Annotated in this window: 21 protein-coding genes; 12 read left to right on the top strand and 9 right to left on the bottom strand. The window is 63.7% G+C overall.

Annotated elements, in window-relative coordinates; genetic code table 11:
* The first annotated feature begins 18 nt into the window (after positions 1-18).
* A complete protein-coding gene (locus ACKTEK_RS10940) occupies positions 19-372 on the top strand; it encodes a DUF6665 family protein (protein WP_409165327.1) in 354 nt (117 codons plus the stop codon).
* On the opposite strand, the gene ACKTEK_RS10935 is transcribed toward ACKTEK_RS10940, so the two are convergent.
* Both ACKTEK_RS10935 and carA read right to left on the bottom strand, forming a co-directional pair.
* Positions 369-1343, bottom strand: a complete 975-nt coding sequence (locus tag ACKTEK_RS10935; protein ID WP_409165326.1) for an arginase family protein — start codon at positions 1341-1343, stop codon at positions 369-371. The two genes, ACKTEK_RS10940 and ACKTEK_RS10935, sit on opposite strands and share 4 nt — an antisense overlap.
* Complete coding sequence (gene carA / locus ACKTEK_RS10930) at positions 1340-2587, bottom strand: glutamine-hydrolyzing carbamoyl-phosphate synthase small subunit (protein ID WP_409165325.1); 1248 nt, start codon at positions 2585-2587, stop codon at positions 1340-1342. Before carA ends, ACKTEK_RS10935 begins: the two co-directional genes overlap by 4 nt.
* Before the next feature lie 277 nt (positions 2588-2864).
* On the opposite strand from carA, the gene ACKTEK_RS10925 reads away from it, so the two are divergent.
* The 6 genes from ACKTEK_RS10925 to ACKTEK_RS10900 all read left to right on the top strand — a co-directional run bounded on the left by ACKTEK_RS10925 (position 2865) and on the right by ACKTEK_RS10900 (position 9553).
* Positions 2865-3338, top strand: coding sequence for a GatB/YqeY domain-containing protein (locus ACKTEK_RS10925; RefSeq protein WP_409166148.1), 474 nt, complete (start codon positions 2865-2867; stop codon positions 3336-3338).
* 92 nt (positions 3339-3430) lie between these two features.
* On the top strand, positions 3431-5374 hold the full coding sequence (gene dnaG / locus ACKTEK_RS10920; protein WP_409165324.1) for a DNA primase: 1944 nt from the start codon (positions 3431-3433) through the stop codon (positions 5372-5374).
* A gap of 178 nt (positions 5375-5552) precedes the next feature.
* Positions 5553-7550 carry an RNA polymerase sigma factor RpoD gene (gene rpoD / locus ACKTEK_RS10915; protein WP_409165323.1) on the top strand — a complete coding sequence of 666 codons (1998 nt, stop codon included), beginning with the start codon at positions 5553-5555 and terminating at the stop codon, positions 7548-7550.
* Positions 7551-8210 carry a hypothetical protein gene (locus ACKTEK_RS10910; RefSeq protein WP_409165322.1) on the top strand — a complete coding sequence of 220 codons (660 nt, stop codon included), beginning with the start codon at positions 7551-7553 and terminating at the stop codon, positions 8208-8210.
* 68 nt (positions 8211-8278) lie between these two features.
* Positions 8279-8566 (top strand): HlyU family transcriptional regulator, encoded by a 288-nt coding sequence (locus tag ACKTEK_RS10905; RefSeq protein ID WP_409165321.1) that lies wholly within the window; start codon positions 8279-8281, stop codon positions 8564-8566.
* 132 nt (positions 8567-8698) lie between these two features.
* Complete coding sequence (locus ACKTEK_RS10900; protein ID WP_409165320.1) at positions 8699-9553, top strand: alpha/beta hydrolase; 855 nt, start codon at positions 8699-8701, stop codon at positions 9551-9553.
* 133 nt (positions 9554-9686) lie between these two features.
* Here the strand turns inward: ACKTEK_RS10900 and ACKTEK_RS10895 are convergent, their stop codons facing one another.
* Entirely contained in the window at positions 9687-10457 is a 771-nt protein-coding gene (locus tag ACKTEK_RS10895) for a hypothetical protein (protein ID WP_409165319.1), read from the bottom strand.
* Positions 10458-10670: 213 nt separating this feature from the next.
* Positions 10671-12548: an ABC transporter ATP-binding protein gene (locus ACKTEK_RS10890; RefSeq protein WP_409165318.1), complete on the bottom strand. Its 1878-nt coding sequence runs from the start codon at positions 12546-12548 to the stop codon at positions 10671-10673.
* 146 nt (positions 12549-12694) lie between these two features.
* Between ACKTEK_RS10890 and ACKTEK_RS10885 the strand changes: the two genes are divergently transcribed.
* Positions 12695-13948 (top strand): aminotransferase class V-fold PLP-dependent enzyme, encoded by a 1254-nt coding sequence (locus ACKTEK_RS10885; protein ID WP_409165317.1) that lies wholly within the window; start codon positions 12695-12697, stop codon positions 13946-13948.
* 39 nt (positions 13949-13987) lie between these two features.
* Positions 13988-14791 (top strand): DUF1194 domain-containing protein, encoded by an 804-nt coding sequence (locus ACKTEK_RS10880; protein WP_409165316.1) that lies wholly within the window; start codon positions 13988-13990, stop codon positions 14789-14791.
* A gap of 14 nt (positions 14792-14805) precedes the next feature.
* Here ACKTEK_RS10880 and ACKTEK_RS10875 read toward each other — a convergent pair whose 3' ends face one another.
* Together ACKTEK_RS10875 and ACKTEK_RS10870 are read right to left on the bottom strand one after the other, a co-directional pair.
* Complete coding sequence (locus ACKTEK_RS10875) at positions 14806-17169, bottom strand: EAL domain-containing protein (protein ID WP_409165315.1); 2364 nt, start codon at positions 17167-17169, stop codon at positions 14806-14808.
* Positions 17170-17378: 209 nt separating this feature from the next.
* Positions 17379-18098, bottom strand: coding sequence for a class II aldolase/adducin family protein (locus tag ACKTEK_RS10870; RefSeq protein ID WP_409165314.1), 720 nt, complete (start codon positions 18096-18098; stop codon positions 17379-17381).
* A 71-nt stretch (positions 18099-18169) separates the two neighbouring features.
* On the opposite strand from ACKTEK_RS10870, the gene ACKTEK_RS10865 reads away from it, so the two are divergent.
* Positions 18170-19378, top strand: coding sequence for a class I SAM-dependent methyltransferase (locus ACKTEK_RS10865; RefSeq protein WP_409165313.1), 1209 nt, complete (start codon positions 18170-18172; stop codon positions 19376-19378).
* Positions 19379-19391: 13 nt separating this feature from the next.
* On the opposite strand, the gene ACKTEK_RS10860 is transcribed toward ACKTEK_RS10865, so the two are convergent.
* The 3 genes from ACKTEK_RS10860 to ACKTEK_RS10850 form a co-directional block, all read right to left on the bottom strand.
* Entirely contained in the window at positions 19392-19742 is a 351-nt protein-coding gene (locus tag ACKTEK_RS10860) for an arsenate reductase (RefSeq protein WP_409165312.1), read from the bottom strand.
* Positions 19739-20542: an SDR family NAD(P)-dependent oxidoreductase gene (locus ACKTEK_RS10855; RefSeq protein ID WP_409165311.1), complete on the bottom strand. Its 804-nt coding sequence runs from the start codon at positions 20540-20542 to the stop codon at positions 19739-19741. Before ACKTEK_RS10855 ends, ACKTEK_RS10860 begins: the two co-directional genes overlap by 4 nt.
* A gap of 119 nt (positions 20543-20661) precedes the next feature.
* Positions 20662-21261 (bottom strand): thioredoxin family protein, encoded by a 600-nt coding sequence (locus tag ACKTEK_RS10850; protein WP_409165310.1) that lies wholly within the window; start codon positions 21259-21261, stop codon positions 20662-20664.
* A 160-nt stretch (positions 21262-21421) separates the two neighbouring features.
* On the opposite strand from ACKTEK_RS10850, the gene ACKTEK_RS10845 reads away from it, so the two are divergent.
* Together ACKTEK_RS10845 and ACKTEK_RS10840 are read left to right on the top strand one after the other, a co-directional pair.
* The gene (locus tag ACKTEK_RS10845; protein ID WP_409165309.1) at positions 21422-22012 is read left to right on the top strand and encodes a hypothetical protein; all 591 of its coding nucleotides are present in this window, start codon (positions 21422-21424) and stop codon (positions 22010-22012) included.
* 189 nt (positions 22013-22201) lie between these two features.
* The gene (locus ACKTEK_RS10840) at positions 22202-22960 is read left to right on the top strand and encodes an SDR family oxidoreductase (protein ID WP_409165308.1); all 759 of its coding nucleotides are present in this window, start codon (positions 22202-22204) and stop codon (positions 22958-22960) included.
* Positions 22961-23103: the final 143 nt, after the last annotated feature.

Genomic DNA, 23103 nt, shown 5'->3' with positions numbered 1-23103 from the left:
GGTTTGCAATCGAAGCTGATGAGCGTTCGTCCGCCCAAGGCCTTTTCCCGCCAGACGCAAGCCTCACCCCTTGCCGCACTCGAGCACGAGTTGTTCGAGGAGCAGGCGGGCACGCTGGTGCGCGTCGCCAAGACGTTCGAGGCGCAACTGGCTCAACTTGCGGGAATGGCGGAGGACGACCCGGCCCGCGATGGTCTTTCGACGGAGACCGCGCGCACCTTGTGGATGCTCACCGTCCAGCGCGAGGTGATGGGCCTGCCCGGCGGGGATGAACTCGTGAAGTCCTACGACATTCCAGCCGATGTGCGGGTCAAATCCGGCATCGTGACGCGCAAGGCCGTGCCGATGCGCCATCCCCGCCTGATGCGCTAGACAGCGCTTTCCGCCTGCCTGCGGACGGCCGCGATGACGTTGCAGAGCGTGCGCGCGGCAACCAGCGCGCCGAGGCCATCGACATCGCGTCTGGGCATCAGTTCCACCATGGCGAACCCGACGATGGTGCCCTTGGCCGCCGCCTTCTCGATCAGGTCGATGACGTGCCAGTAAGTCAGCCCGCCGGGCGCGCGACCGATGACGCCGGGAACGATCGACGGATCGAATGCATCGACATCCAGCGAGATGAAGATGTTGCCGCCTTCGGGCAGCGCATCGATCGCGGCGCCGACGCCCTCGCGGTGGATGGTTCGCGCGGAGACGAACTTCGTGCCCCAGCGCCGTGCCTCCAGCCAGTCCGCCGTGCGGGCCGAGCCGATGGCGCGCTGTCCCGCCTGCACGATGCCAGTGACGTGCTCCATCTCGGATGCGCGCCGCATGGTGGAAGACAGGCCGAAGCTTTCGCCGCGCACGCTGTCGCGCCAGTCGATATGGGCGTCGATCTGCAGAATCGTCATCGGGTCCTCGCCCGCATACGCGGCGAGGACCGGGATCGGCACGGAATCGTCGCCGCCAATGACCAGCGGTACGGTGCCAGCCTTGCGCACGGCGCGGGTGGCGGCGCGGATGGCCGCGCGCGATGTGGCCGGCTCCTGCGGGTCGGTCTTGATGTCACCGCAGTCGACGGCGGAGAACCCGGTGAGGCCGAGCATCGGTTCACCGTGATCGAAGTCCGGATGCTCGATATTGGCGGCGTAGTCGGCAAGCGCTGCGCGGACCGCTGCGGGTGCTGCCGCGCAATAGGCGCCGACCTCCGGGTAAGGCGTTGCGCTCGGCACACCGAGGATCGCCGCGCCCGTCCCCTTGGGCAGGGAATAGGGGCTTGCCTTGGGCAGCCCCATGAAGGTTTCCGCGTTTCCCGCACCGAACATGGCGCCGATGGTCGAGTTTCCGGGTGCGTCCTCGCTCATGCGGCCGCGTCCGTGTCGCCCCCCGGCTTCATCGTCTCGGGAAGCGGCTCAAGGCCCTTGCGCTCGCGAATCAGGTTTACGAAGCGCGTGAACAGGTAGTGGCTGTCCTGCGGGCCGGGGGAGGCTTCCGGGTGGTGCTGCACGGAAAAGGCCGGCTTGTCCTTCAGGCGCAGGCCGCAATTGGTGCCGTCGAACAGGGAGACGTGCGTCTCCTCGGCATTGCCGGGCAGGGAGCCTGAATCCACCGCAAAGCCGTGGTTCATGGACACGATTTCCACCTTGTTGGTGGTGTGGTCCATCACCGGATGGTTCGCGCCGTGGTGGCCCTGGTGCATCTTGCCGGTCTTGCCGCCGACGGCGAGCGCCAGCATCTGGTGGCCGAGGCAGATGCCGAAGGTCGGCGTGCCGGCGTCGATCAGGTCCTTGATGACCGGCACGGCATATTGCCCGGTCGCCGCCGGGTCGCCGGGACCGTTCGACAAGAACACCCCGTCCGGCTTCATGGCGAGGATGTCCTCCGAGGACGCGGTCGCAGGGACCACGGTCACCTTGCAGCCACGGTCGGCGAACAGGCGCAGGATGTTGCGCTTGATGCCGTAATCGATGGCGACGACGTGATGTTCGGGTTCGGCAAGGTGGGAATAGCCCTCGCCGAGCTGCCAGCTCGTCTCGTCCCAGTCGTAGCGCTGCGCCGTGGTGACGGAGGGAACGAGGTCCATGCCTTCGAGCCCCGGCCATTCGGCGGCCTTGGCCTTCAACGCCTCGATATCGAACTCGCCCTTTGGGTCATGCGCTATGACGCCGTTGGGCATGCCACCCTCGCGGATGCGCACGGTCAGCGCGCGGGTGTCGAGACCCGAGAGCGCGATGATGCCGCGTGCCGACAGCCATTTGTCGAGGTGCTTGGCCGAGCGCCAGCTGGACGGGTCGGTGACATCGGCGCGCAGGATGCAGCCGCGCACGCCGGAATCGGCGGCGAGGTTCGAGGTCTCGATGTCCTCGTCATTGGCGCCGACATTGCCGATATGGGGGAACGTGAAGGTGATGATCTGACCGGCATAGGAGGGATCGGTGAGAATCTCCTGGTAGCCGGTGATCGCGGTGTTGAAACAGACTTCGCCGACGGCGTCGCCCACTGCGCCGACCCCGCGCCCGCGGAAGACGCTGCCGTCCGCCAGAACGAGGATGCCTGTTGCCTTCGGTTGCGCCCATGGCGCGGAGGTGCTTTCCGTGACGCCTGTCATCGCCTATATTGCCGTTTGAGAGTGTTGCGCGTCCGCCCGCCATATCCGGTGGGGCCTTGGAGCCCGGGAATGGGGGTGCGGGTGATCTTACGGCGGAAGCTAGGGGAGCTTGCCGATGGCGTCAAGCCAAGGTGATCCGCGTAATTCGTCAATAATTTCAACGAGTTGAAGCCATTGTTCTTGATGGCCTTGGCCTTTTGCGGCATGTAACGACGCAATCGGGCCGCGCATGCGGCAGGTCAAGGCCCCGAACCGAGGCAGAGAAACGGCAAAGATGCTGCGACAGGAAATCAACGATTCGCTCAAGACCGCGATGCGCGAGCAGGACCGGCGCCGCATGGCGACCCTGCGGCTCATCAACGCTGCCATCAAGGATCGCGACATCGCGGTTCGTTCGACAGGCAAGGACGATCTCGTCAGCGATGACGATATTCGCCAGATCCTGCAGAAGATGATCAAGCAGCGCGAAGAGTCCGCCAAGATCTACGAGGAAGCCGGCCGCATCGAACTCGTCGAGCAGGAAACGCAGGAATCGGAGATCATCCGTTCGTTCCTGCCGCGCCAGCTTTCCGAGGACGAGATTCGCTCGGCCTGCGTCGACGTGGTCGAGGACCTCGAAGGCACCTGCGTGCGTGACATGGGCAAGTGCATGAACGCGCTCAAGGAACGCTATCCGGGCCAGATGGACTTCGGACGGGCAAGCGGTGTCGTGAAGGACCTGCTCTGCTCGCGATCCGCCGTCCAGGGCTGACGCGCGCACGGGCTATTCCGCGATTGGTGTGATTGAATTCGCGTCGGGTGTCTTCGGATGCCCGGCGCGTTCTTGTGTTGTATAGAGTGCAGATGCGTTTTCAGCCGTCCTTCCTGGAAGAGATCCGCAACCGCGTGCCTGTCTCGGCGGTGGTGGGACGGCGCGTGCGCCTGAAGAAGCAGGGGCGCGAGATGGCGGGCCTCAGCCCCTTCACCAGGGAGAAGACGCCGTCCTTCTTCGTGAATGACGACAAGCGCTTCTACCACTGCTTCTCCAGCGGAAAGCACGGCGACGTATTCACCTTCCTGATGGAAACCGAAGGCTTGAGCTTTCCCGAAGCCGTGGAGCGGCTGGCGGGCGAAGCCGGGCTTCCGATGCCGAAGGCCGACCCGCAGGCGGAGCAGCGCGAGCGCGAGCGCGCCGGCCTGCACGAGATCATGGAAATGGCAGCGGCCTTCTTCGAGGCGCAGCTTTCGGAGCGCGCCGGCGCCAATGCGCGCTCCTATCTCGACGGGCGCGGGCTGACCGGCGACACCCGCAAGACATTCCGAATTGGCTACGCGCCGGGCGGGCGGCACGCGCTGAAGGACCACCTGGCCGGGCGTGGCGTGACCGTGGAGCAGATGGCCGAAGCCGGGCTGATCATCACCGGCGATGACATCTCCATCCCCTTCGACCGGTTCCGCGACCGGGTGATGTTCCCGATCCTCGATCCGCGCGGGCGGGTGATCGCGTTTGGCGGGCGCGCGCTCAGTTCCGACCAGCCGGCCAAGTATCTCAACTCGCCGGAGACGCCGCTCTTCCACAAGGGCGACACGCTGTTCAACGCAATGATGGCGCGGCGATCGGCCCAGCAGACCGGCAAGGTTCACGTCGTCGAAGGCTATATGGACGTGATTGCCATGACCGAAGGCGGGTTCGGCAATACGGTCGCCCCGCTTGGCACGGCGCTGACGGAAAACCAGCTGGCGCTGCTGTGGCGCATGGCGGACGAGCCGGTGCTGTGTTTCGACGGCGACTCTGCGGGCTTGCGCGCCGCGTGGCGTGCAGCGGAACTGGCGCTGCCACACCTGAAACCCGGCAAGAGCCTGCAGTTTGCGCTGATGCCGGAGGGCCAGGACCCAGATGACGTGCTGCGCGCGCAAGGGCGCGAGGCGCTGGCGCAACTTCTGGGCAATACCCGCAGCCTTGCCGACATCGTGTGGACCATGGCTGTGGAGAGCCACCCGCACGACACGCCGGAACGTCGCGCGGCGCTGGAAGCGCGTCTCGGCGCGCTGGTGCGCTCCGTTGGCGATGAAACCGTGCGGCGGCACTACGGCGAGGAGATCGGGCGGCGCACGCGCGAGCTCTTCGGTGGTCGCGAAGGCGGCCGCAACCAGGGCCAGCGCGGACAGGGCGCGTTTTCGCGCGGGCGGGCGGAGCCGTTCAGCAAGCAATCGCGCACCGGTGCGGGGTACATGCCTGCTGCGGGTCTTGCCGGCGCCAGCGACAGCCTGAAGCGCAGCGCGCTGGTGACGGGCGCGCGCGACATGGGCCGGCGCGAGGTCGCCATCATCCTGACGCTGTTGAACCACCCGGTGCTGCTTGACGATTTCGCAGAGGAGATCAGCGAACTCGTCATGGCGCATCCCGAACTCGACCGGGTGCGAACCGCGATCGTCGATATCGCGGCAGAGGACGATCTGGACCTATCTGCCGCAATGATGCGCGAATCACTTGGCAGACGAGGCTTGGAGGGTGCGCTGGCGCGGCTCGATTCGCTGTGGCTTGCGCGCGCAGACTGGTTTGCGGCTCCCGAAGCGGCCGATACGGACGCCGAATCGGGCCTGCGACACATGTTGGCCTTGCACCGAAAGATCAACACGTTACATAGAAACCTTGAGCTCGCGCAGGCGGACTACGAGCGCGACATCACCGAGGCCAATGAGGCGCGACTGTTCGCGATCAAGGCCGAACTTGAAAAAGCAGAAGGAACGGAAGCGCTGGTTGACGGCTTCGGGGCACAGTCCGGACGACCGGTGCGGAATTTCTAGGGGCCTTTTGCCCCATCGCTGCGGGCGCGGTGGCCTGCATGCACACATGTTTGGTGACGGTTAACAGCGGGTTTACTGCATTGCTGCAACATGGCAGCAAGCAAGGGCATCTGCAGCGCGCGCGAGCGATGGCCTCCGGGTAGCCCACCTATCACCGGTTTGTCAGGAGACGACCTGAATGGCGACGAAGGCCAAAGAAGCGAAAAAAGACGAGAAGGAAGCAGGCGCCGAGAACCAAGACGGCCCGCTTCTCGATCTTTCCGATGCCGCAGTCAAGAAGATGCTCAAGGCCGCCAAGAAGCGCGGCTACGTCACCTATGAGGAGCTGAACGACGTTCTGCCCTCCGATCAGGTGTCGTCGGAGCAGATCGAGGACATCCTCGCGCTGCTCAACGAGATGGGCATCAACGTCATCGAGAACGAGGAAGCCGAGGAAGCCGAGTCCGAGGACAAGGACGGCGAGAGCGGTGGCGCGCTTGCCGAGGTGAAGACCGGCGGCGCTGTCGAGAAGAAGAAGTCCAGCGAGCCGGCTGACCGGACCGACGATCCCGTGCGCATGTACCTGCGCGAGATGGGTTCTGTGGAGCTTCTGTCGCGCGAGGGCGAAATTGCCATCGCCAAGCGCATCGAGGCCGGCCGCGAGGCGATGATCGCCGGGCTTTGCGAAAGCCCGCTGACCTTCCAGGCGATCATCATCTGGCGCGACGAACTCAACGAAGGCGAGATTCTGCTGCGCGACATCATTGACCTTGAAGCGACCTATGCCGGCCCCGAGGCCAAGCAGGCGCCTGCGGCGAATACCGAAAACGCCGAGAACAAGGACGAGTCCAAGGCTGAAGGCGAGAAGGCCGAGGGCGAGAGCAGCGACGACAGCGACGACGACGACGATTTCGACGATGACGAGAACGCGCTGTCGCTGGCTGCCATGGAAGCGGAACTGAAGCCGCAGGTTCTGGAAACCTTCGACCAGATCGCCTCCAACTACACCAAGCTTTCCAAGCTGCAGGACCAGCTCGTCGAGCTGCGCCTGCAGAACAAGAACCTGACGCCGAGCCAGGAGCGCCGCTACAAGAAGCTCAAGGAAGAGCTTGTGGCGGACATGAAGAGCCTGTCGCTCAACCAGATGCGCATCGACAGCCTCGTCGAGCAGCTCTACGGCATCAACAAGACGCTGATCGGCTTCGAGGGCCGCCTGCTGCGGCTGGCGGAATCCTACGGTGTCGACCGCGCCGACTTCCTCGACCAGTACCAGGGCGCGGAACTCGACCCCAACTGGCTGCGCCGCGTCGCGAACCTCGGCTCCAAGGGCTGGAAGGAATTCGTCGGCGGCGAGAAGGAACGCATTCACGAAATTCGCGGCACGATCCAGGAAATCGCGACAGACACCGGCCTCGAAATCTCCGAGTTCCGCCGCATCGTGAATTGGGTGCAGAAGGGTGAGCGCGAGGCGCGCATCGCCAAGAAGGAAATGGTGGAGGCCAACCTGCGCCTCGTCATTTCCATCGCCAAGAAATACACCAATCGCGGGCTGCAGTTCCTCGACCTGATCCAGGAAGGCAACATCGGCCTGATGAAGGCGGTGGACAAGTTCGAGTATCGCCGCGGCTACAAGTTCTCCACCTACGCGACGTGGTGGATCCGCCAGGCGATTACCCGCTCGATTGCCGACCAGGCGCGCACCATCCGTATCCCGGTGCACATGATCGAGACGATCAACAAGATCGTGCGTACCAGCCGCCAGATGCTGCACGAGATCGGCCGCGAGCCGACCCCGGAAGAGCTTGCCGAAAAGCTCGGCATGCCGCTGGAAAAGGTCCGCAAGGTCCTCAAGATCGCCAAGGAGCCGATCAGCCTCGAAACGCCGATTGGCGACGAGGAAGATTCACACCTCGGAGATTTCATCGAGGACAAGAACGCGATCCTGCCGATCGACTCCGCCATCCAGGGTAACCTGCGCGAGACGACGACCCGCGTGCTCGCTTCGCTCACCCCGCGTGAGGAACGCGTGCTTCGCATGCGCTTCGGCATCGGCATGAACACCGATCACACGCTGGAGGAAGTCGGTCAGCAATTCTCGGTCACGCGCGAACGTATCCGCCAGATCGAGGCGAAGGCCCTGCGCAAGCTGAAGCACCCGTCGCGGAGCCGCAAACTGCGGAGCTTCCTGGATAACTAGGTGCGCGTCGTTCAGCCAGCTGGTGAACGGGGCAGTCTGAAATGGATGCAGCGCGTGGCCAATTCGCGGCCCGCGCTCGTCCGGCTTGAAGACGGCTCCGAGATCGACTGGGTGTCGCCGAAGCAAGCTGATGACTTCGCGGAATACCGCGATGCCGCGTTTCTCCACAAACTCGGGCTAGACCAGCTCAAGGCCCAACTCGCCGCTTTCTGGCCAAGTCGTGGCCCTCAATGGGACGCGCTCGGCAAGGCTGGGAAGCGGGTCGTGCTTGTCGAGGCCAAGGCGCATCTGCGTGAGGCCATGTCGCCGCCCTGCGCGGCAGGCGAAGTTTCCAGACGCAAGATCGAGGCTGCCTTCTCGCAGGTGAAAGCCGACCTTGGTGTGACCTCGCAGGTGGATTGGTGCGCGACCTTCTACCAGTACACCAATCGGCTGGCGCATCTGTGGTTTCTGCGCCAGCACGGCGTCAACGCGGTGCTGTTGTTGGTCGACTTCATCAATGATGCCGACATGAACGGACCGAGTGCCGCGAGCGAGTGGTCGGCATTCTGGCTAGCTGCCGACCACGCGCTCGGTCTTTCAAAACGGCACGCACTGTCACGTTATATCCAGCACGTGCACCCGGATGTTCGAGAGCTTGCGGAGCCTTCTACGCATTGACGCCGCAGGCCTGCGAGCCAATTAAACGGGTTACATGCGAACACGCGCAGGCGAGAGGAAGCACCACGATGTCCATCCTGAACAGGCTGTTTGGCCGGGCCAAGCAACAAGCTCCGATTTCCCCGATGGCTGCGGACGAGAAGGAAATCGAAGGTGTGCTGGTGCAGGCGACGCCGCATGACGAGGGCGGACAGTCCCGGCTCGGTGCGCGGCTGTCGAAGGAGATCGACGGCGAGATGCGTCATCACACGCTGATCCGTGCCGACACATTCCCCAACCGCGAAGATGCCATTGCGGCGGCCTTCCGAAAGGCAGAAGCGCTCATCAAGGAGCAGGGCGACACGATCTTCGCCTGAACGAATTCGCTTCTCCCGGCGTTCCCTGATCCAGCCTCATGCAATCCATGCGGCCCGCTGAGGCGTTCAAGCCTTGAGCCACATGTCGCAAGGGAGCGCGTCATCTTCTGGATAAAGACTGTTCTGGGCGTCGTGACGGTTGTCGCGGCCATGTATTTCGCCGCTAGCAAGGCCTGGTCGCAGGTGGAACTGTTCGATTTCGCCGTACCGAACGACCTCGGCACGACGCAGCTCGTCCACGATGCGGCCTATGGCAGCGACCCGGCACAGCGGCTGGACGTGTTCGCGCCACGCGGCGCTGATGGGCCGCTGCCGATTGTCGTGTTCATTCATGGCGGCTCCTGGAGCACCGGCACGAAGGACGGTTACGGTTTTGCCGGAGCGGCCTTTGCCTCCAAAGGCTATGTAACGGTGGTGCCGGGGTACCGGCTGCACCCCAACGGCAAGTATCCTGCCTTCATCGAAGATTGCGCGGCAGCCGTCGCATGGGCGCGGAACAATGCAGCCGAGATCGGCGGTGATCCGGACCGTATCGTTCTCGCGGGCCATTCCGCCGGGGCCTACAATGCCGCCGTGCTCGCCTATGACCAGCGTTGGCTGGATGCGGCAGGCGTGCCGCGCAGCGCCATCCGTGGCTTTGTCGGTCTCGCCGGGCCTTACGACTTCCTGCCGCTGAAGGACCGGGCGACGATCCGCACCTTCACCCACGTTCAGGACCTTCAGGCGACGCAGCCGATCAATTTTGTCGACAGCAGTGACCCGCCAGCGATCCTGATCCACGGCTCATCGGACAAGATCGTGCACCCCACGCTGCATTCCGACAGCCTGTCGCGCGAACTCATGCAGGCGGGAGTCGGCGTTGACGTGCTGCACTATCCCGGCATCGGTCATGCCGGGTTGCTGACCACGCTGGCACTGCCACTTCGCTGGCGTGCCAACACGCTGGACGATGCCGCCGCCTTCATCGCGCGGCATGTCGCAAGGTGAGTCAGGTCGGCGGTACGATTGCGGCGGTGGATGTTACCGCTCGTCGGATGTCACCGGAGTGCAGATGATGGATTGAAAAAAAAAGCCCGGCAGGTTGGCTGCCGGGCTTTCTTCATGAGTCGACCTGGGCTGTTCAGAGGCCGGTAATCGAGTTGGCGTGCGGTGATTCCATCGTCGCGCCCTGACGATCTTCTTCTTTCAGGGTCATTGACGTGTGCCCGCTGCCGCCGGACTGGAAGGTGCCGCGGAAACCGACAGCAACCGTGTGGATGTCGAGGCTGTCGCCGCTGCCGCTCAAGTGGTTGAAATCGTAACGGCCAAAGACTGCGAACGCCGATCCGGGGAACTGGTACATCGCCTGGGTGCCCAGTCCGAAATTGGTGATGGTGTCGCCATCCGCCGAGAGCGTGTTCAGCGAAACTTCGCCATCGAGGCGCCAGTTTTCGTGGCCGAAGTAGCGGACGACGCCGCGAACGCCGAACTCATTCACGTCATCGCTGCCGTCGGTGAGCTGACCGCCCCAGATCTGCCCGTACAGGGTGTAGTCGCCCATGTAACGCTGGCCTTCGAGGCCGACGAGCCAGGCATAGATATCGACATCGGACTCAGAGCTGTTGAAATCCTCAAGCGAGGCGAACGCGCCAACAGCGTAGGTCGTGGGGTCGCGCCAAAAGGCGTGGACCGTGCCACTGAGCACGCTCAGTGTGCCGTCCTGCGAGAGCGCATCAATGGCCGCGTCGCCCTGAATGTTCCAGTACTCGCTGATGGGCACATTCAGCCTGCCGGCGGCGCCGAATACTGTCGCGTCGGCGTTGTCGCCGTCGGCGGAGAGGAAAGTGCCGCCAAAATAACCCTGAACATGGCCCGCGCGCATGTTGGATGTGCCGGAATAGTCGCCTGCCATCGCCGGCGTTGCCAGCAAGGCGAGCGCGCAGATCAGCCCCATCTTATTCATCTTCTGATGCCCCCAGAATTTAATGCCTAACCAAGCATTAAGGAGGGCTTCCGAGTCTGCAAGCTACTTGAAGCTAACGAAGCGGAAGAAAGGTGGTCACTGTATCCTGATCACCACAATTTATTCGTGCATTGCCGGTTTTATATGCAACCCGGCGCGGTTTTATTCCGCCGCCAGGTTGATGAACCCGCCGGACTGCCGATTCCAGAAGCGGGAATAGAGGCCGCCGCGCGCAAGAAGCGCTCCGTGGGTGCCTTCCTCGACGATTCGCCCGTCATCGATGACGATGATGCGGTCCATGCGCGCGATCGTTGAGAGCCGGTGTGCGATGGCGATCACCGTCTTGTCCTCCATCAGCACTTCCAGCGTGTCCTGGATGGCGGCCTCGACTTCTGAATCGAGCGCGCTGGTGGCTTCATCCAGCACCAGCACCGGTGCGTTCTTGAGGATGACGCGGGCAAGCGCGATGCGCTGGCGCTGACCGCCCGACAGCTTCACGCCACGTTCGCCGAGGTGGGCGGCGTAGCCCTCCCGGCCGCGATAGTCTTCAAGCCCCTGAATGAAGTCGTGCGCGTGGGCGCGACGGGCAGCCTCGTAGACGTCCTCGTCGCTGGCTTGCGGGTTGCCGTAGCGAATGTTCTCCAGCGCGGAGCGGTTGAACATCGAGGTTTCCTGCCGGACCATGCCGATCTGCGCGCGCAGGGAATCCTGCGTCAGGTCGCGGATGTCGGTGCCGTCGAGCGTGATGCGGCCATCCTCGACGTCGTAGAGGCGCAGCAGCAGGGAGACGGCGGTGGACTTGCCCGCGCCGGACCGGCCAACGAGTGCAACCTTCTCGCCGGGCTTCACGCGCAGGTTGAAGTCGGACAGGGCAGCCGTCTCGCGGCCATAGCCGAAGGTCACGTCGTCGAAGAAGACTTCACCGCTGGTGCGGCCGGTGTCGACGGCATCCGGCTTGTCGATGATCTCGTGGCGCGGCGAGAGCGTGCGCATGCCGTCCTCGATCTCGCCGATATTGGTGAAGATCGCCATGGCGGTCATGGAGACCCAGCCCGACATCTGCGCGATGCGCACGGAGATGAGGCCGGCCGCGGCAATGTCACCGGCGCTGGCGGACCCTTGCGACCAGAACCACAGCGCGCCACCGACCAGCAGCACCGGCAGCGTGCCGGAGTAGGTCATCAGCACGAAGCGGAAGAGTGCGGTCACCTCGCCAAAATCGATGATGCGGGAACGATACGTGCCGAGCGCATCGAGGGTGGCGTCGTCCTCCTGCCGCCCGTGGCTGAAGAGCTTCACGGTCGCGATATTGGTGACGGTGTCCACCACCTGTCCGGTGACGACGGCGCGGGCAGCGGCGCGCGCCTTGGCGCGCACGCGCACGCGGGGCATGAAGAACCGCACGAGCAGGGCGAGGCCGACGATCCACAGGCCGAGACCGACCGCGAGCCAGCCGCTGACCTGCCCGACGAGGGCCGCGGCACCGATCAGCGCCGCGACGCTCAGGCCCATGATGTTGACGCCTTCGGAGATCACATCGGCAATGGCGCGCGCCGTCTGCTGCTGCTTCTGGGCGATGCGCCCTGCGAAATCGTCATCGAAGAAGCGAAGGCTCTGGCCGAGTGTGTGCCGGTTCAGTCGCTGCAGCACCATCGGGTAGATGTTGGGCATCAGCGTCAGCGAGTTGAACGCCGCGCTGAGGCCCATGGCCACGGGCCGGAACAGCAGGAAGAACGCCACGGCTGCGGCAAGCAGCGGCCAGTTCTGGCCGAAGACCAGGTCACTGCCATGCGCCTGCGCAAGGTCGATCACCCAGCCGACGATCCATGCGGCACCGACATCCGTCAGGCCGACAACGACCGAGACCATGAGTGACATAATGATGGCCGGGCCAGCGCCCTTGAGCGCCCAGGCCATGAAGGCCGACAGCGTCTGGGGCGGGGGACCATCGGCACGCGCGAAGGCGTCGATGAGATTTGAGAAGAGCCTGATGAGATGTCCTTTCGGGGGGAGGGCGCGGGTGCGCAACCTGTCCCCCATATTTGGTGTCGCGGCGTCACAAGTGAAGTCGCGCATGTGACGGTTGCACGCCGTGGCTGGCGGTGTTGCACAATCAGGGCTGGAAACCGCTTGGCGCCCGGCGTAACTGCTGGTGCCAGCATAACGGCACCACACAAGGACAGACCATGCTCGGTTCCGATCCCAAGCTCATCGAAGCGGTTCGCGGCCGCTTCGCCCATGTCGATACCTGCCCGTTCACCGGGGAGCGCATCTTCTTTGAAAATGCCGGCGGCGCGCTGACGCTGAATTCCGTTGTCGAGACGTCCGCAAAGTTTGCCGCGATCCCCGACAACCAGGGCCGCGACAACCCGGCGTCGAAGGAACTCGATGCCATCATCGCCAATGGCCGCCAGGATGCGCGCGAATTCCTCAACGCGCGCTCGGGCCAGATCATCGTTGGCGAAAGCGGGACGGAGCTTCTGTTCCGCATGATCATGACCGCGATCATGCAGGCGCCCGAAGGCGGCAATGTCGTCGGCACCACGCTGGAACATCCTGCCAGCAGTTCGGCTGCCCGCACGTGGGCGGAGAAGGCCGGCAAGCCCTATCACGCGGTCGCGCACGACGATTCGACCGGGCTGGTGACGGCGGATGCCTACCGCGCGGTGGTGACGGGCGAGACGCGCGTTGCGACGATCATCCACGGCTCGCCGGTCAGCGGCATGGGCATGGACATTCGCGCCATCGCGGCTGCCATTCGCGACAAGTCGCCGGAATGCCTGATCGTCGTGGACGGCATCCAGCATGCGGCACACGGCCATGTGGACATCGACGCCTATGGCATCGATGGCTATGTCATCTCACCCTACAAGGCGTTCTCGCGCCACGGCTACGGGCTGGCCTGGGTGTCGGACCGGATCGTGCCGCTCAACAAGCTGGTTGGCGGGCCTGATGATCGCTGGGAACTGGGCACTCGCGATACCGGCGCCTATGCCACGTGGTCGGACGTCGTGTCCTATCTCGACTGGCTCGGGTCGCAGGTCGGCGGCGGGGACACGCGCCGCGCGCGCATCGAGGCCGCAGCCGCCGCGATCCACGACCACGAGACGAGCCTGACGGATGCGATGATCAACGGCGTCGGCAACGAGCCGGGACTAAAGGACATGCCGGGCCTGACCATTCTCGGCGGGCTGGAGAACCCGGCGCGCGAGGGGCTCGTCTCCTTCACGCTGGCGGGGCGCGACGCGACCGAGGTCGTCTCGGACTTGCGCGAACGCGGCATCCGGGTCCATGCGCGCAAGGCGGATCACTACTCCGGCAACGTGCTGAAGCCTCTGGGCCTGCAGTCCTGCGTGCGGGTGTCGCTCTGCCACTACAACACGCAAGCCGAGGTGACCGCACTGCTTGCGGCCATGCGCGAGATCACAAGCGCGGACTGATCACTCGACACGGGTTCGCGCTGTCTTTACGCTTTTCACATGGCGTGGCTGTCGAACCTGATCGCATCACTCGCTATCGCCGGACTGGTCAGCAGTCCGGCGCGGGCCGAAGACTTGCCGGTCGACCTCGAGCTGGTGCTGGCCGTCGACGTCTCGCGCTCCATGACCCCGCACGAATTCGAGATCCAGCGGCGCGGCTATGCCGAGGCACTGGTCAGCAACGAGGTTCTTACCGCAATCGCGCAGGGCGGCTGGGGCCGCATCGCGTTGACACTGATGGAGTGGGGCGGCACCGGCCTGCAGAACACGCTCATCGGGTGGACTCTCATCAGCAACCGGGAAGAAGCTCAGGCGGTCGCCAACAGGCTGATGGCCGCGCCGGTCAGCTCGCTTCGCTACACGTCGATTTCCGGTGCCATCGAATACGCCATGTTCCAGTTTCCCGGAAACGGCTACGCGGGCCTGCGCCGGGTGATCGACGTTTCCGGTGACGGGCCGAACAATTCCGGCCGGCCCGTGGTGGAAGCGCGCGACGAGGCGGTGAGCGACGGCGTCATCATCAACGGCCTGCCGCTGATGACGCGGGAGGGCAGCTTCCTGCGCTGGGACATCGAGGACCTCGACGTCTACTACAAGGAGTGCGTTATCGGGGGGACCGGGTCGTTCGTCATTCCGGTTCTCGACTGGGCCGAGTTCCCGGACGCGGTGCGCCGCAAACTGGTGCTGGAGATTGCCGATCTCGCGCCGCGCCAGCCGCCGAAACCCCTGCTGCGACCCGCGCAGGGCTACGACTGCCTGAAGGGCGAGAAAACCCTGCTGGAACTATTTGGCGACCGCTACTAGCGCGGGCGGAGCCCTCAGGTGCCGGTGCGACGCGCAACGCCGGGAATCTGGTCTTCCTCGACGACCCCGGCGGACACGTATGCGGGGATGCGCCAGTCGGCCTGCGGTTGCGGGCGGCCATAGTAGTAGCCCTGAACAAGCTCGCAGCCGTGCTCGCGCAGGAACTCCAACTGCTCGCTGGTCTCCACGCCCTCGGCCAGCACCGGCACGCTCAGCGCGTTTCCCAGCGACAGCACGGCCCGGAAAATGCCCTGGGCCTTCTGGTTGCGCGACACCTCGTCGATCAGCGACTTGTCGAGCTTGATCTTGTCGAAGGGGAACTCGCGCAGCATGGCCAGCGATGAATAGCCCGTGCCGAAATCGTCGATGGAAATCGAGACGCCCATCGCCTTGAGCTGGCCAAGCGTGGCGGCTGCGCGCGCCTGATCGTTGATGAAGCTCGTCTCGGTGACTTCCAGTTCGAGCCGCGACGGGGAGAGACCCGTTTCCAGCAGTGTGGAGAGCACCATGTTGGCAAGCTCCGGATCGGACAGCTGCTCGGCAGACAGGTTCACGGAAATGTTGCAGGTCGAGTTCCAGGACGCGGCCTCGCGGCAGGCTTCGCGCAGCACCCATTCGCCGAGCGGGATGATGAGGCCACTCTGTTCGGCCAGCGGAATGAAGCGGTTCGGCGGGATCGAGCCAAGCACTGGGTGCGTCCAGCGCAGCAGGGCCTCGTAGCCGCTGACAGTCTCGTTCGGCACCGAGATCTGCACCTGGTAGTGCAGTTCGAGTTCTTCGTTGTCGATGGCGTTGCGCAGGTCCTCGATCAGCGAGCGGCGCTCGCGGGCGAGGTTGTCCATTTCGCCGTTGTAGAAGCAGTAGTTGCCATCCGACTTCTGCTTGGCGCGGTACATCGCGAGGTCGGCATTGTTCATCAGCTCTTCAACGGACTCGCCGTCGAAGGGGAACATGGCGATGCCGATGCTGGCGCCGCAGCGGAAGACGCGGCCTTCGTGTTCGATGCCATGCGACATGGTCTCGAGCACGGACTCGGCGATTTCGCGGGCCTCGTTGCGGTCGGAGATCGGCGCGAGAATGACGAACTCGTCGCCACCGATACGCGCTGCGATCTGTCCCGGCGTCAGGCTGTCGCGCAGGCGGGTGCCGATGGCCTGGAGAACATGGTCGCCGGCAGCGTGGCCGTGACCATCGTTGATTTCCTTGAAGCGGTCCATGTCGAGTTCGAGGATCGCCAGCTTGCGCTGTCCCTCGGCGCTCATCATGGTCTTGGCCTCGTCGTAGAACGAGGTGCGGTTGCGCAGTCCCGTCAGGCTGTCATAGGCGGCGAGATAGGAGATGCGCTGCTCGTTGGCGATGCGCTGGCTGATATCGCGGAACGCGAAGACCGCGAGCGGATCGAGATTGTCGCGAACGGATTCGGTGCGCTTTGTCACTTCCACCTGGACCGGCGGACCATCTGCGCTGCGCAGGGTGGTGCGGACGAGTTCGCTCTCCTTCACCTGCGACGGGTTCTCGATCATGTCGAAGATCAGGCCGTGCAGCAGGTTTTCGCGCGTGCGACCACTCATCTTCTCGAAAGCTGCGTTGGCATGCAGGATCTTGCCATTGCGGCACACGACCATGCCATCGACGGCGCTTTCGGTGAGGTAGCGCATGCGCGCGACCAGATGGCTGCGCGCCTGGTTGTCGAGAAAGAAGCTGATGGCAGCGGTCGACAGGACGAGGCAGCCGACACCGGTGACGCCAAAGACGAGCATCATGCGGGTGGTGTCGTCGAGGCCGGCGATCCCGTCGAAACCGTAGGAATGGATCGTGACGGCCGACATGCCGGTGAAGTGCATGCCGACAATCGACAGGATCATCAGCACAGCGCCTGCCCAGCGGCGCTTGTCGTCCATGCCGGCGGCGTTCATGTGGAAAGCTGCCGCGCCAAGCGGGATCGCGATCGCGACGGAGGCGGAGACGTAGGCCTGGCTCCAGGTGAGGAACCCGCCGACCGAGAATGCCGCCATGCCGGTGTAGTGCATCGCGGCGATGGCGAGACCGAAGATGCCGCCGCCGACCGCGGGCGCCAGCTTGATGCGCAGGCTGCCGATCAGCATCGCCAGCGTGCTTCCTGCAACCGCGATCAGCAGGGAGACGAGCGTCAGGACGGTGTCGTAGGAAATGGGGACGCCGGGCTGGTAGGCCAGCATCGCGACGAAGTGCGTGCACCAGATGGTGGACCCGGCGGCAATGGCGCCGAGGCCGACCCATGACAGACGTGCGTAGCCTCGTGTGCTGCGCGCGCGCCGATACAGACTGGTGGCAACAAGAACACCAACACCGCAGATCAGCGCGGCAATGGCGACGAGCAGGTGGTCGTGCTCGTTCATGATGCAAGAAGCAACACGCAACATCGAGGATTCTCCCTTTGGTACTCGGGAGATATCGTGAAAAGCTAACCGATGGCTTTCCAGATCACCGACAACGTGGAATTTCCCGATCTGTGTGAGAACAGCGCAAACAATTGGTTACCATTTGCGTACGATGACCAGCCATTCGCGCGGCAGCCTCTTGAAACGGAGCCGGGGCCGCACGGTCGTCAGTTCGCGTAGTCGGGTTCTTGGGCGTCGAGAACCGCGCGGATCGCGGAGAGATGCTTCAGCGGGCCGTCGGGATATTCTTCCCATTGGCGGGCGGTTTTCTCGGCCACTTCGTCGCTTGCGACGTTGAGTTCGCGGCCCGTCGTCAGGGCGGTCAGGTAGTTCTCGGCGGCCTTCTCGAAATAATAGATCGTGTCGAAGGCCCAGGCGACGTCGGGGGCCGCGACAAGCACGCCATGCTGGCCCATCAGCATGACGGAGTGATTGCCGAGCGCGCCGGCAAGGCGTTCGGCCTCGTCGCCAAGACCCATGCCGTCATAGCCAAAGTCGTTCGAGACGCGATTGAAGAAGCGCATCGTGTTCTGGTCGATCGGCGGCATCGTCGGGTCTTTCAGGGAGGCCAGCGCGGTCGTGTATTTCGGGTGCAGGTGCATGATGCAGCGCGCGTGCGGCGCTTTGCGGTGCAACGCGCCGTGGATGGCGAAGGCGGTCGGGTCGACCGTCTCGCCGATGCCGTCGGGGTCAGCATTGGCATCGAACTCCAGCAGGTCGCTGGCGCTCATCTGCGACCAGTGCAGCCCGTAGGGGTTCATCAGGAAGCGGGTCCCGTCAGGCGAGGTCGCGAGGCTGAAATGGTTGGCGATACCCTCGTTCAGGCCGAGCCGGGCGCACCAGCGAAAGGTTGCGGCAAGGTCGCGGCGGGCTTCGGCGATATCCATTCAGAACTCCATTTTTTCCGTTCGGGCAAACTTGGCTTGCACAGGCGGGGCGAGCACCTAAGATGCGCCCCATGTGGCTCCTTACCTTATTCCTCCGCAAGGCGATCAAGAAAGGGCGGCTGACTGTCATCGACCATGACGGCACCCGCACCGAATTCGGCTCCGGCGAAGACGGCCCGCTCGTCACGCTGCGATTCACCGATTCAAAGATCGCGACCGACATCGCACGCAATCCGGACCTCGCCGTCGGCGAGGGGTACATGGACGGGCGCATCGAGTTCGAGGATGGTTCCACCATCCGCGACCTGCTGATGCTGTATGCCGCCAACAAGAAGCCCGGCGACAAGCCGCACGGTTTCTACAACCGGATGCTCTACAATTTCCGGCTGGCGATGCGGCCGCTGCACCAGGCCAACCCGCTCGGGCTGGCGGCCAAGAACACCCGCCACCACTACGACATCTCCGGCGATTTCTACCGCATGTGGCTCGACGAGGAGATGAACTACACCTGCGCTTATTTCACCGATCCGGCGAACTCGCTGGAGCAGGCGCAGCGCGACAAACTCGATCATGTCGCGGCCAAGCTGCAGTTGCAGCCGGGGATGAAGGTTGTCGATCTCGGCTGCGGGTGGGGCGCGGCGGCGATCCATTTTGCCAAGAACTACGGCTGCGACGTCACCGGCATCAACGTGTCGCCGGAGCAGCTTGCCTTCGCGCGAAACCGCGTGAAGGAACTGGGCCTTGAAAACCGCGTTCGGTTCAACGAGTGCGACTACCGCGAGGCGGAAGGCGAGTACGACCGCGTCGTCTCCATCGGCCTGATGGAGCATGTCGGCTCGAAGCACTTCCACCAGTTCTTCGGGCAGTGCTCGAAGCTGATGAAGCCGGATGGCGCGGGTCTCGTGCATGCCATCGGGCGCATGGCGCCGCCCGGCGCGACGGGTCCGTTCATCCGCAAGTACATCTTCCCCGGCGGCTCTGCGCCGTCGATGTCGGAAGTGTTCCGCGCGACCGAGTTCGCCAAGCTGTGGGTGCTCGACTGCGAGATCCTGCGCAAGCATTACGCCTGGACGCTGCGCCACTGGCACGACCGGTTCATGGCGCGCCGCGAGGAAGCGGTGGAGATGTTCGATGAGCGTTTCGCGCGGATGTGGGAGTTCTATCTCGTCGGTGCGGAATCGTGGTTCGAGCACGGTCCAAACATGATCTACCAGTGCGTGATCTCGCACAAACGCGACGCGCTTCCGCTGACCCGCGCCTACATGTACGACAAGGACTGAGGCCGGCCTCGGCCTACTTTCCGAAGATCGCGGCGTAGCCTTCCGGCTTGAAGCCGATCTCGATGCCGCCGTCGTGCTCCAGCACCGGACGCTTGATCATCGAAGGCTTGTCGAGCATCAGCGCGATGGCCCTGGGCTGATCGAGATCTTGCTTGTCCGCATCGGGCAGCTTGCGGAAGGTCATGCCGGCCTTGTTGATGACTTTCTCCCAGCCGGCGGCCTGCGACCAGCTTTCCAGCTCTGCCTGCGTCGGCGGCTGCTTCTTGTAGTCGCGGAACGTGTGGTCGACGCCGTTTTGCTCCAGCCAGGCAACCGCCTTCTTCATGGTGTCGCAGTTGCGGATGCCGTTGATGGTGACGCTCATGTGTCGCTCTCCCTGTCATCTGGCCGGGTGGTTGCGCGCAGTGTCGGCAGGCCGATGCCGGATGCATCGAAGCCGCCGTCGACGCCGATCGTCTGCCCCGTCAGATAGGACGCCTTCGGGCTGCACAGGAAGACCACGACTTCTGCAATCTCCTCTTCCGTGCCGTAGCGGTTAAGGGGGATGGCGTCGTGGTAGTCGGCGCGAATTTCGGCTGAGTGCACGGCCTTGGCCATGGCGGTGTCGACCGGGCCGGGGGCGACGCAGTTCACGCGGATGCCGATCTCCGCCAGTTCTGCTGCCTGCTGCTTGGTGAGGTGAGCCAGCCCGGCCTTCGACGTGCCGTAAGCGACCCGCAAGGTGCTGGCGCGCTGGCCGGAAATGGAGCCGATGTTCACGACCGCCCCGCCGCCGGACTTCATCATGACGGGGGCTGCCGCCTGAACCGTCAGGAACGGACCGGTCAGGTTCACCGCCAGCACGCGGGACCAGTCCTCGTAGCTTGTCTCCAGCACCGGCTTGAATATTGCGATGCCCGCATTGTTGACGAGTGCATCAATCCGGCCGAAATGGGCCTCCGTCTCACTGACGGCGCGCGCGACCTGTGCGGGGTCAGAGACATCGGCCTCGATGATCAGCGTGTCGGGCGTTTCCATCTCGCCGCGAATGCTGCCGAGCGTCTGCGCGTCGATGTCGACCAGCGCCACCCGCCAACCCTGCGCAAGGAAGCGCCGGGCAATGGCCAAGCCGATGCCGCGGGCAGCACCCGTCACGATGGCGGTCGATTTGCTGGCAGGCGTCATGGCGGGTCCGATCGTGGCCGTGGGGCAGACGAAAAAGGCGCCGCTGGCGGGCGGCGCCTTCCAATCATGTGACGTTACAGTCCGGTTGGCCTTGCTGAAAGTACGAAGGTCGTATCGGCCTATTGTGTCGCTTCCGGCGGTCCGCCGTTGCGCTCGCGCCAGCGGCGGTTGTGGTAGCTCTGGAAATCTTCGTCGCCGTCATAGCCCTTCGCCGCCACCCACTGGAACATGTCGAGGAAGGTGCCCTTGCCGAAGGCGCCGGGCATCATGGCAACGGCTGCCTGTGCCACGGTCACGTCACCCCCGGGCACGTCCTCGGGCATGAACAGGATGGTGGGCGTGAACATCAGGCCCCATTTGCGCGCCGCCTGCTTCTCGGTGAGGCTCTCGCCGTCAGTGTCGGTCAGCTCCTCCGCCCCGTGGATATTGTATTGGACGATCATGTAGTTCGCCTTGATCCAGTCCTTGACCTCCGGGTCGGTCAAAACCTTCTCGTGCACTTCCTTGCAGTAGCCGCAGCCGCGCTGTTCGAACATCAGCGCCAGGCGCTTGCCTTGCGATTTCGCCGCCTCGATGTCCTCGGCAATGTCGCGGAAGGTCAGTGAGAACCAGTCCGGCTTGTGCAACCCGTCATCGCCCATCGGCACCTCCGATGCCGAGGCGGTCGCGATGGTGGCAAGAACAGCCAGCATCGCGAGAAACCGTGTCAGGACAGTCATGGCGCATCTCCCGTTTGTTTTTCGATATTCAGATTCTGGAATGTGGCGAGGCGCTCGGCAAGGGGAAAATGTGTCTCGCTCGCGCAAGGTAATTCTGGCTTGATCGGCGGGTGAAGTTCCGCATCCTTTGCCGAACGAGAATAGGCACAGGAAAAGGCGCATGCACAGCAAGGACAGCTACACCCACACCTTTCATGCGCTGCGCGGCCCGCGCACCTACACGTTGAGCGACGATGCGCTGGAATGGGTGGACGAGGGCAAGGCCGGACATCACCGGCTGCCGTTCAGCGAAATTTCCCATGTGCGGCTCGCCTATCGGCCGACGCGCGTTCAGCACAATCGCTATCTGGCGCACATCACGCCACGCACGGGCAAGCGCATCGACATCTCCAATTCCTCGTTCCACGGCTACGGCAGCTTTACCGAGCACAACGAGGCCTATGCGCGTTTCATCCGCGCGCTGCACGAGAAGCTCGCAGCGCATTCCTCCGGCACCGTGTTCCAGAAGGGCGGCAGCTGGCCGGGATATATCGGCAACCTGGTACTGACGGCATGGATCGCGCTGATGCTCGTGATCGCAGCCCTGTTCCTGCTGTTCAGCGGTCTGCTGTGGATCGCGGTGGTGAAGCTGGCGATCATCATATTTTTTCTGCCGACGCTCGTTCGCTTCATCATTCGCGCCAAGCCGGAGACCTATTCGCCATCGAAAATTCCCGAAGGCGCGCTTCCAGAAATCCGATCGCACGCATAAGGGCATTTCCGTACGTAAAAACACTAACTAAAGCACTCAACTTTAGCGATCAGCCAAACGATTTGCCAACAAAAGCAAAGCTTGGTAACGCAGATTATTGTGATGTTTCATTGAGTTGAGGAGTTGATTTGCCGAAACGTAAGATTCGGCGTAGCTTTTTACGAAATAAAACTGGGCAGGAAACTTTTCATGGGCAATCCGGGCCGTCTCGCGTCCAAGGCAGCGTTGGTCACCGGCGCCGCGTCCGGCTTCGGCAAGGCGATTGCCGAGACCTACGCGCGGGAAGGCGCGCGTGTCGCGGTGGTCGATATTGATTCCGATGGCGCAAAGCGCGTGGCCAGCGAGATCGACGGTGCGATTGCCGTCACGTGTGACGTCTCGAAGCGCGCGGATGTCGATGCAGCGGTTGCGGCAATGCTTGAGGCGTTCGGCCAACTCGACGTGCTCGTGAACAATGCCGGCTGGTGCTACCGCAACCAACCCTCGCTGGACGTGGATGAAGACGCCTATGACCGCGTGTTCGATGTGAACGTGAAGTCGATTTACCACTTCACCCACGCCGCCGTGCCGCACTGGCGGGCGTCGGGTGGTGGCGTGATGATCAATATCGGGTCGACGGCCGGCATCCGCCCGCGCCCCGGCCTGACCTGGTACAATGCCTCCAAGGCCGCGGTGAACCTGATGAGCCGCTCGCTGGCTGTCGAGCTTGCGCCAGACATGATCCGGGTCAATGCAATCGCGCCGGTCCTTGGCGAAACTGCCTTGATGGAAACGTTCATGGGCGTGCCTGACACACCGGAAAACCGGGAAAAATTCATGGCAACGATCCCGCTGGGCCGGTTCTCGAAACCAGCCGATATCGCCAACGCGGCGCTCTATCTCGCCTCGGACGAAGCCGAGTTCCTCACCGGCGTCGTGCTCGAAGTCGATGGTGGCCGAACGATCTGATCCGTTCGGCGAGTCAAACAGTACAAGCGCCCACCAAAGGCGCTCTCAAAGAGGAGTGATGACAGTCAGTCGCAATGCGCCGGTGAACGGGGCACGCGGGAATGCGCGATGCGACTGGGTCGTATTGCGGTGATGCGAACCGA

It is taken from the genome of Tepidamorphus sp. 3E244 (assembly GCF_046159835.1).
GTDB lineage: Bacteria > Pseudomonadota > Alphaproteobacteria > Rhizobiales > Tepidamorphaceae > JACKJK01.
The sequence above is the reverse complement of the archived record's forward strand: the minus strand, read 5'-3'. Positions and strand labels throughout refer to the sequence as shown.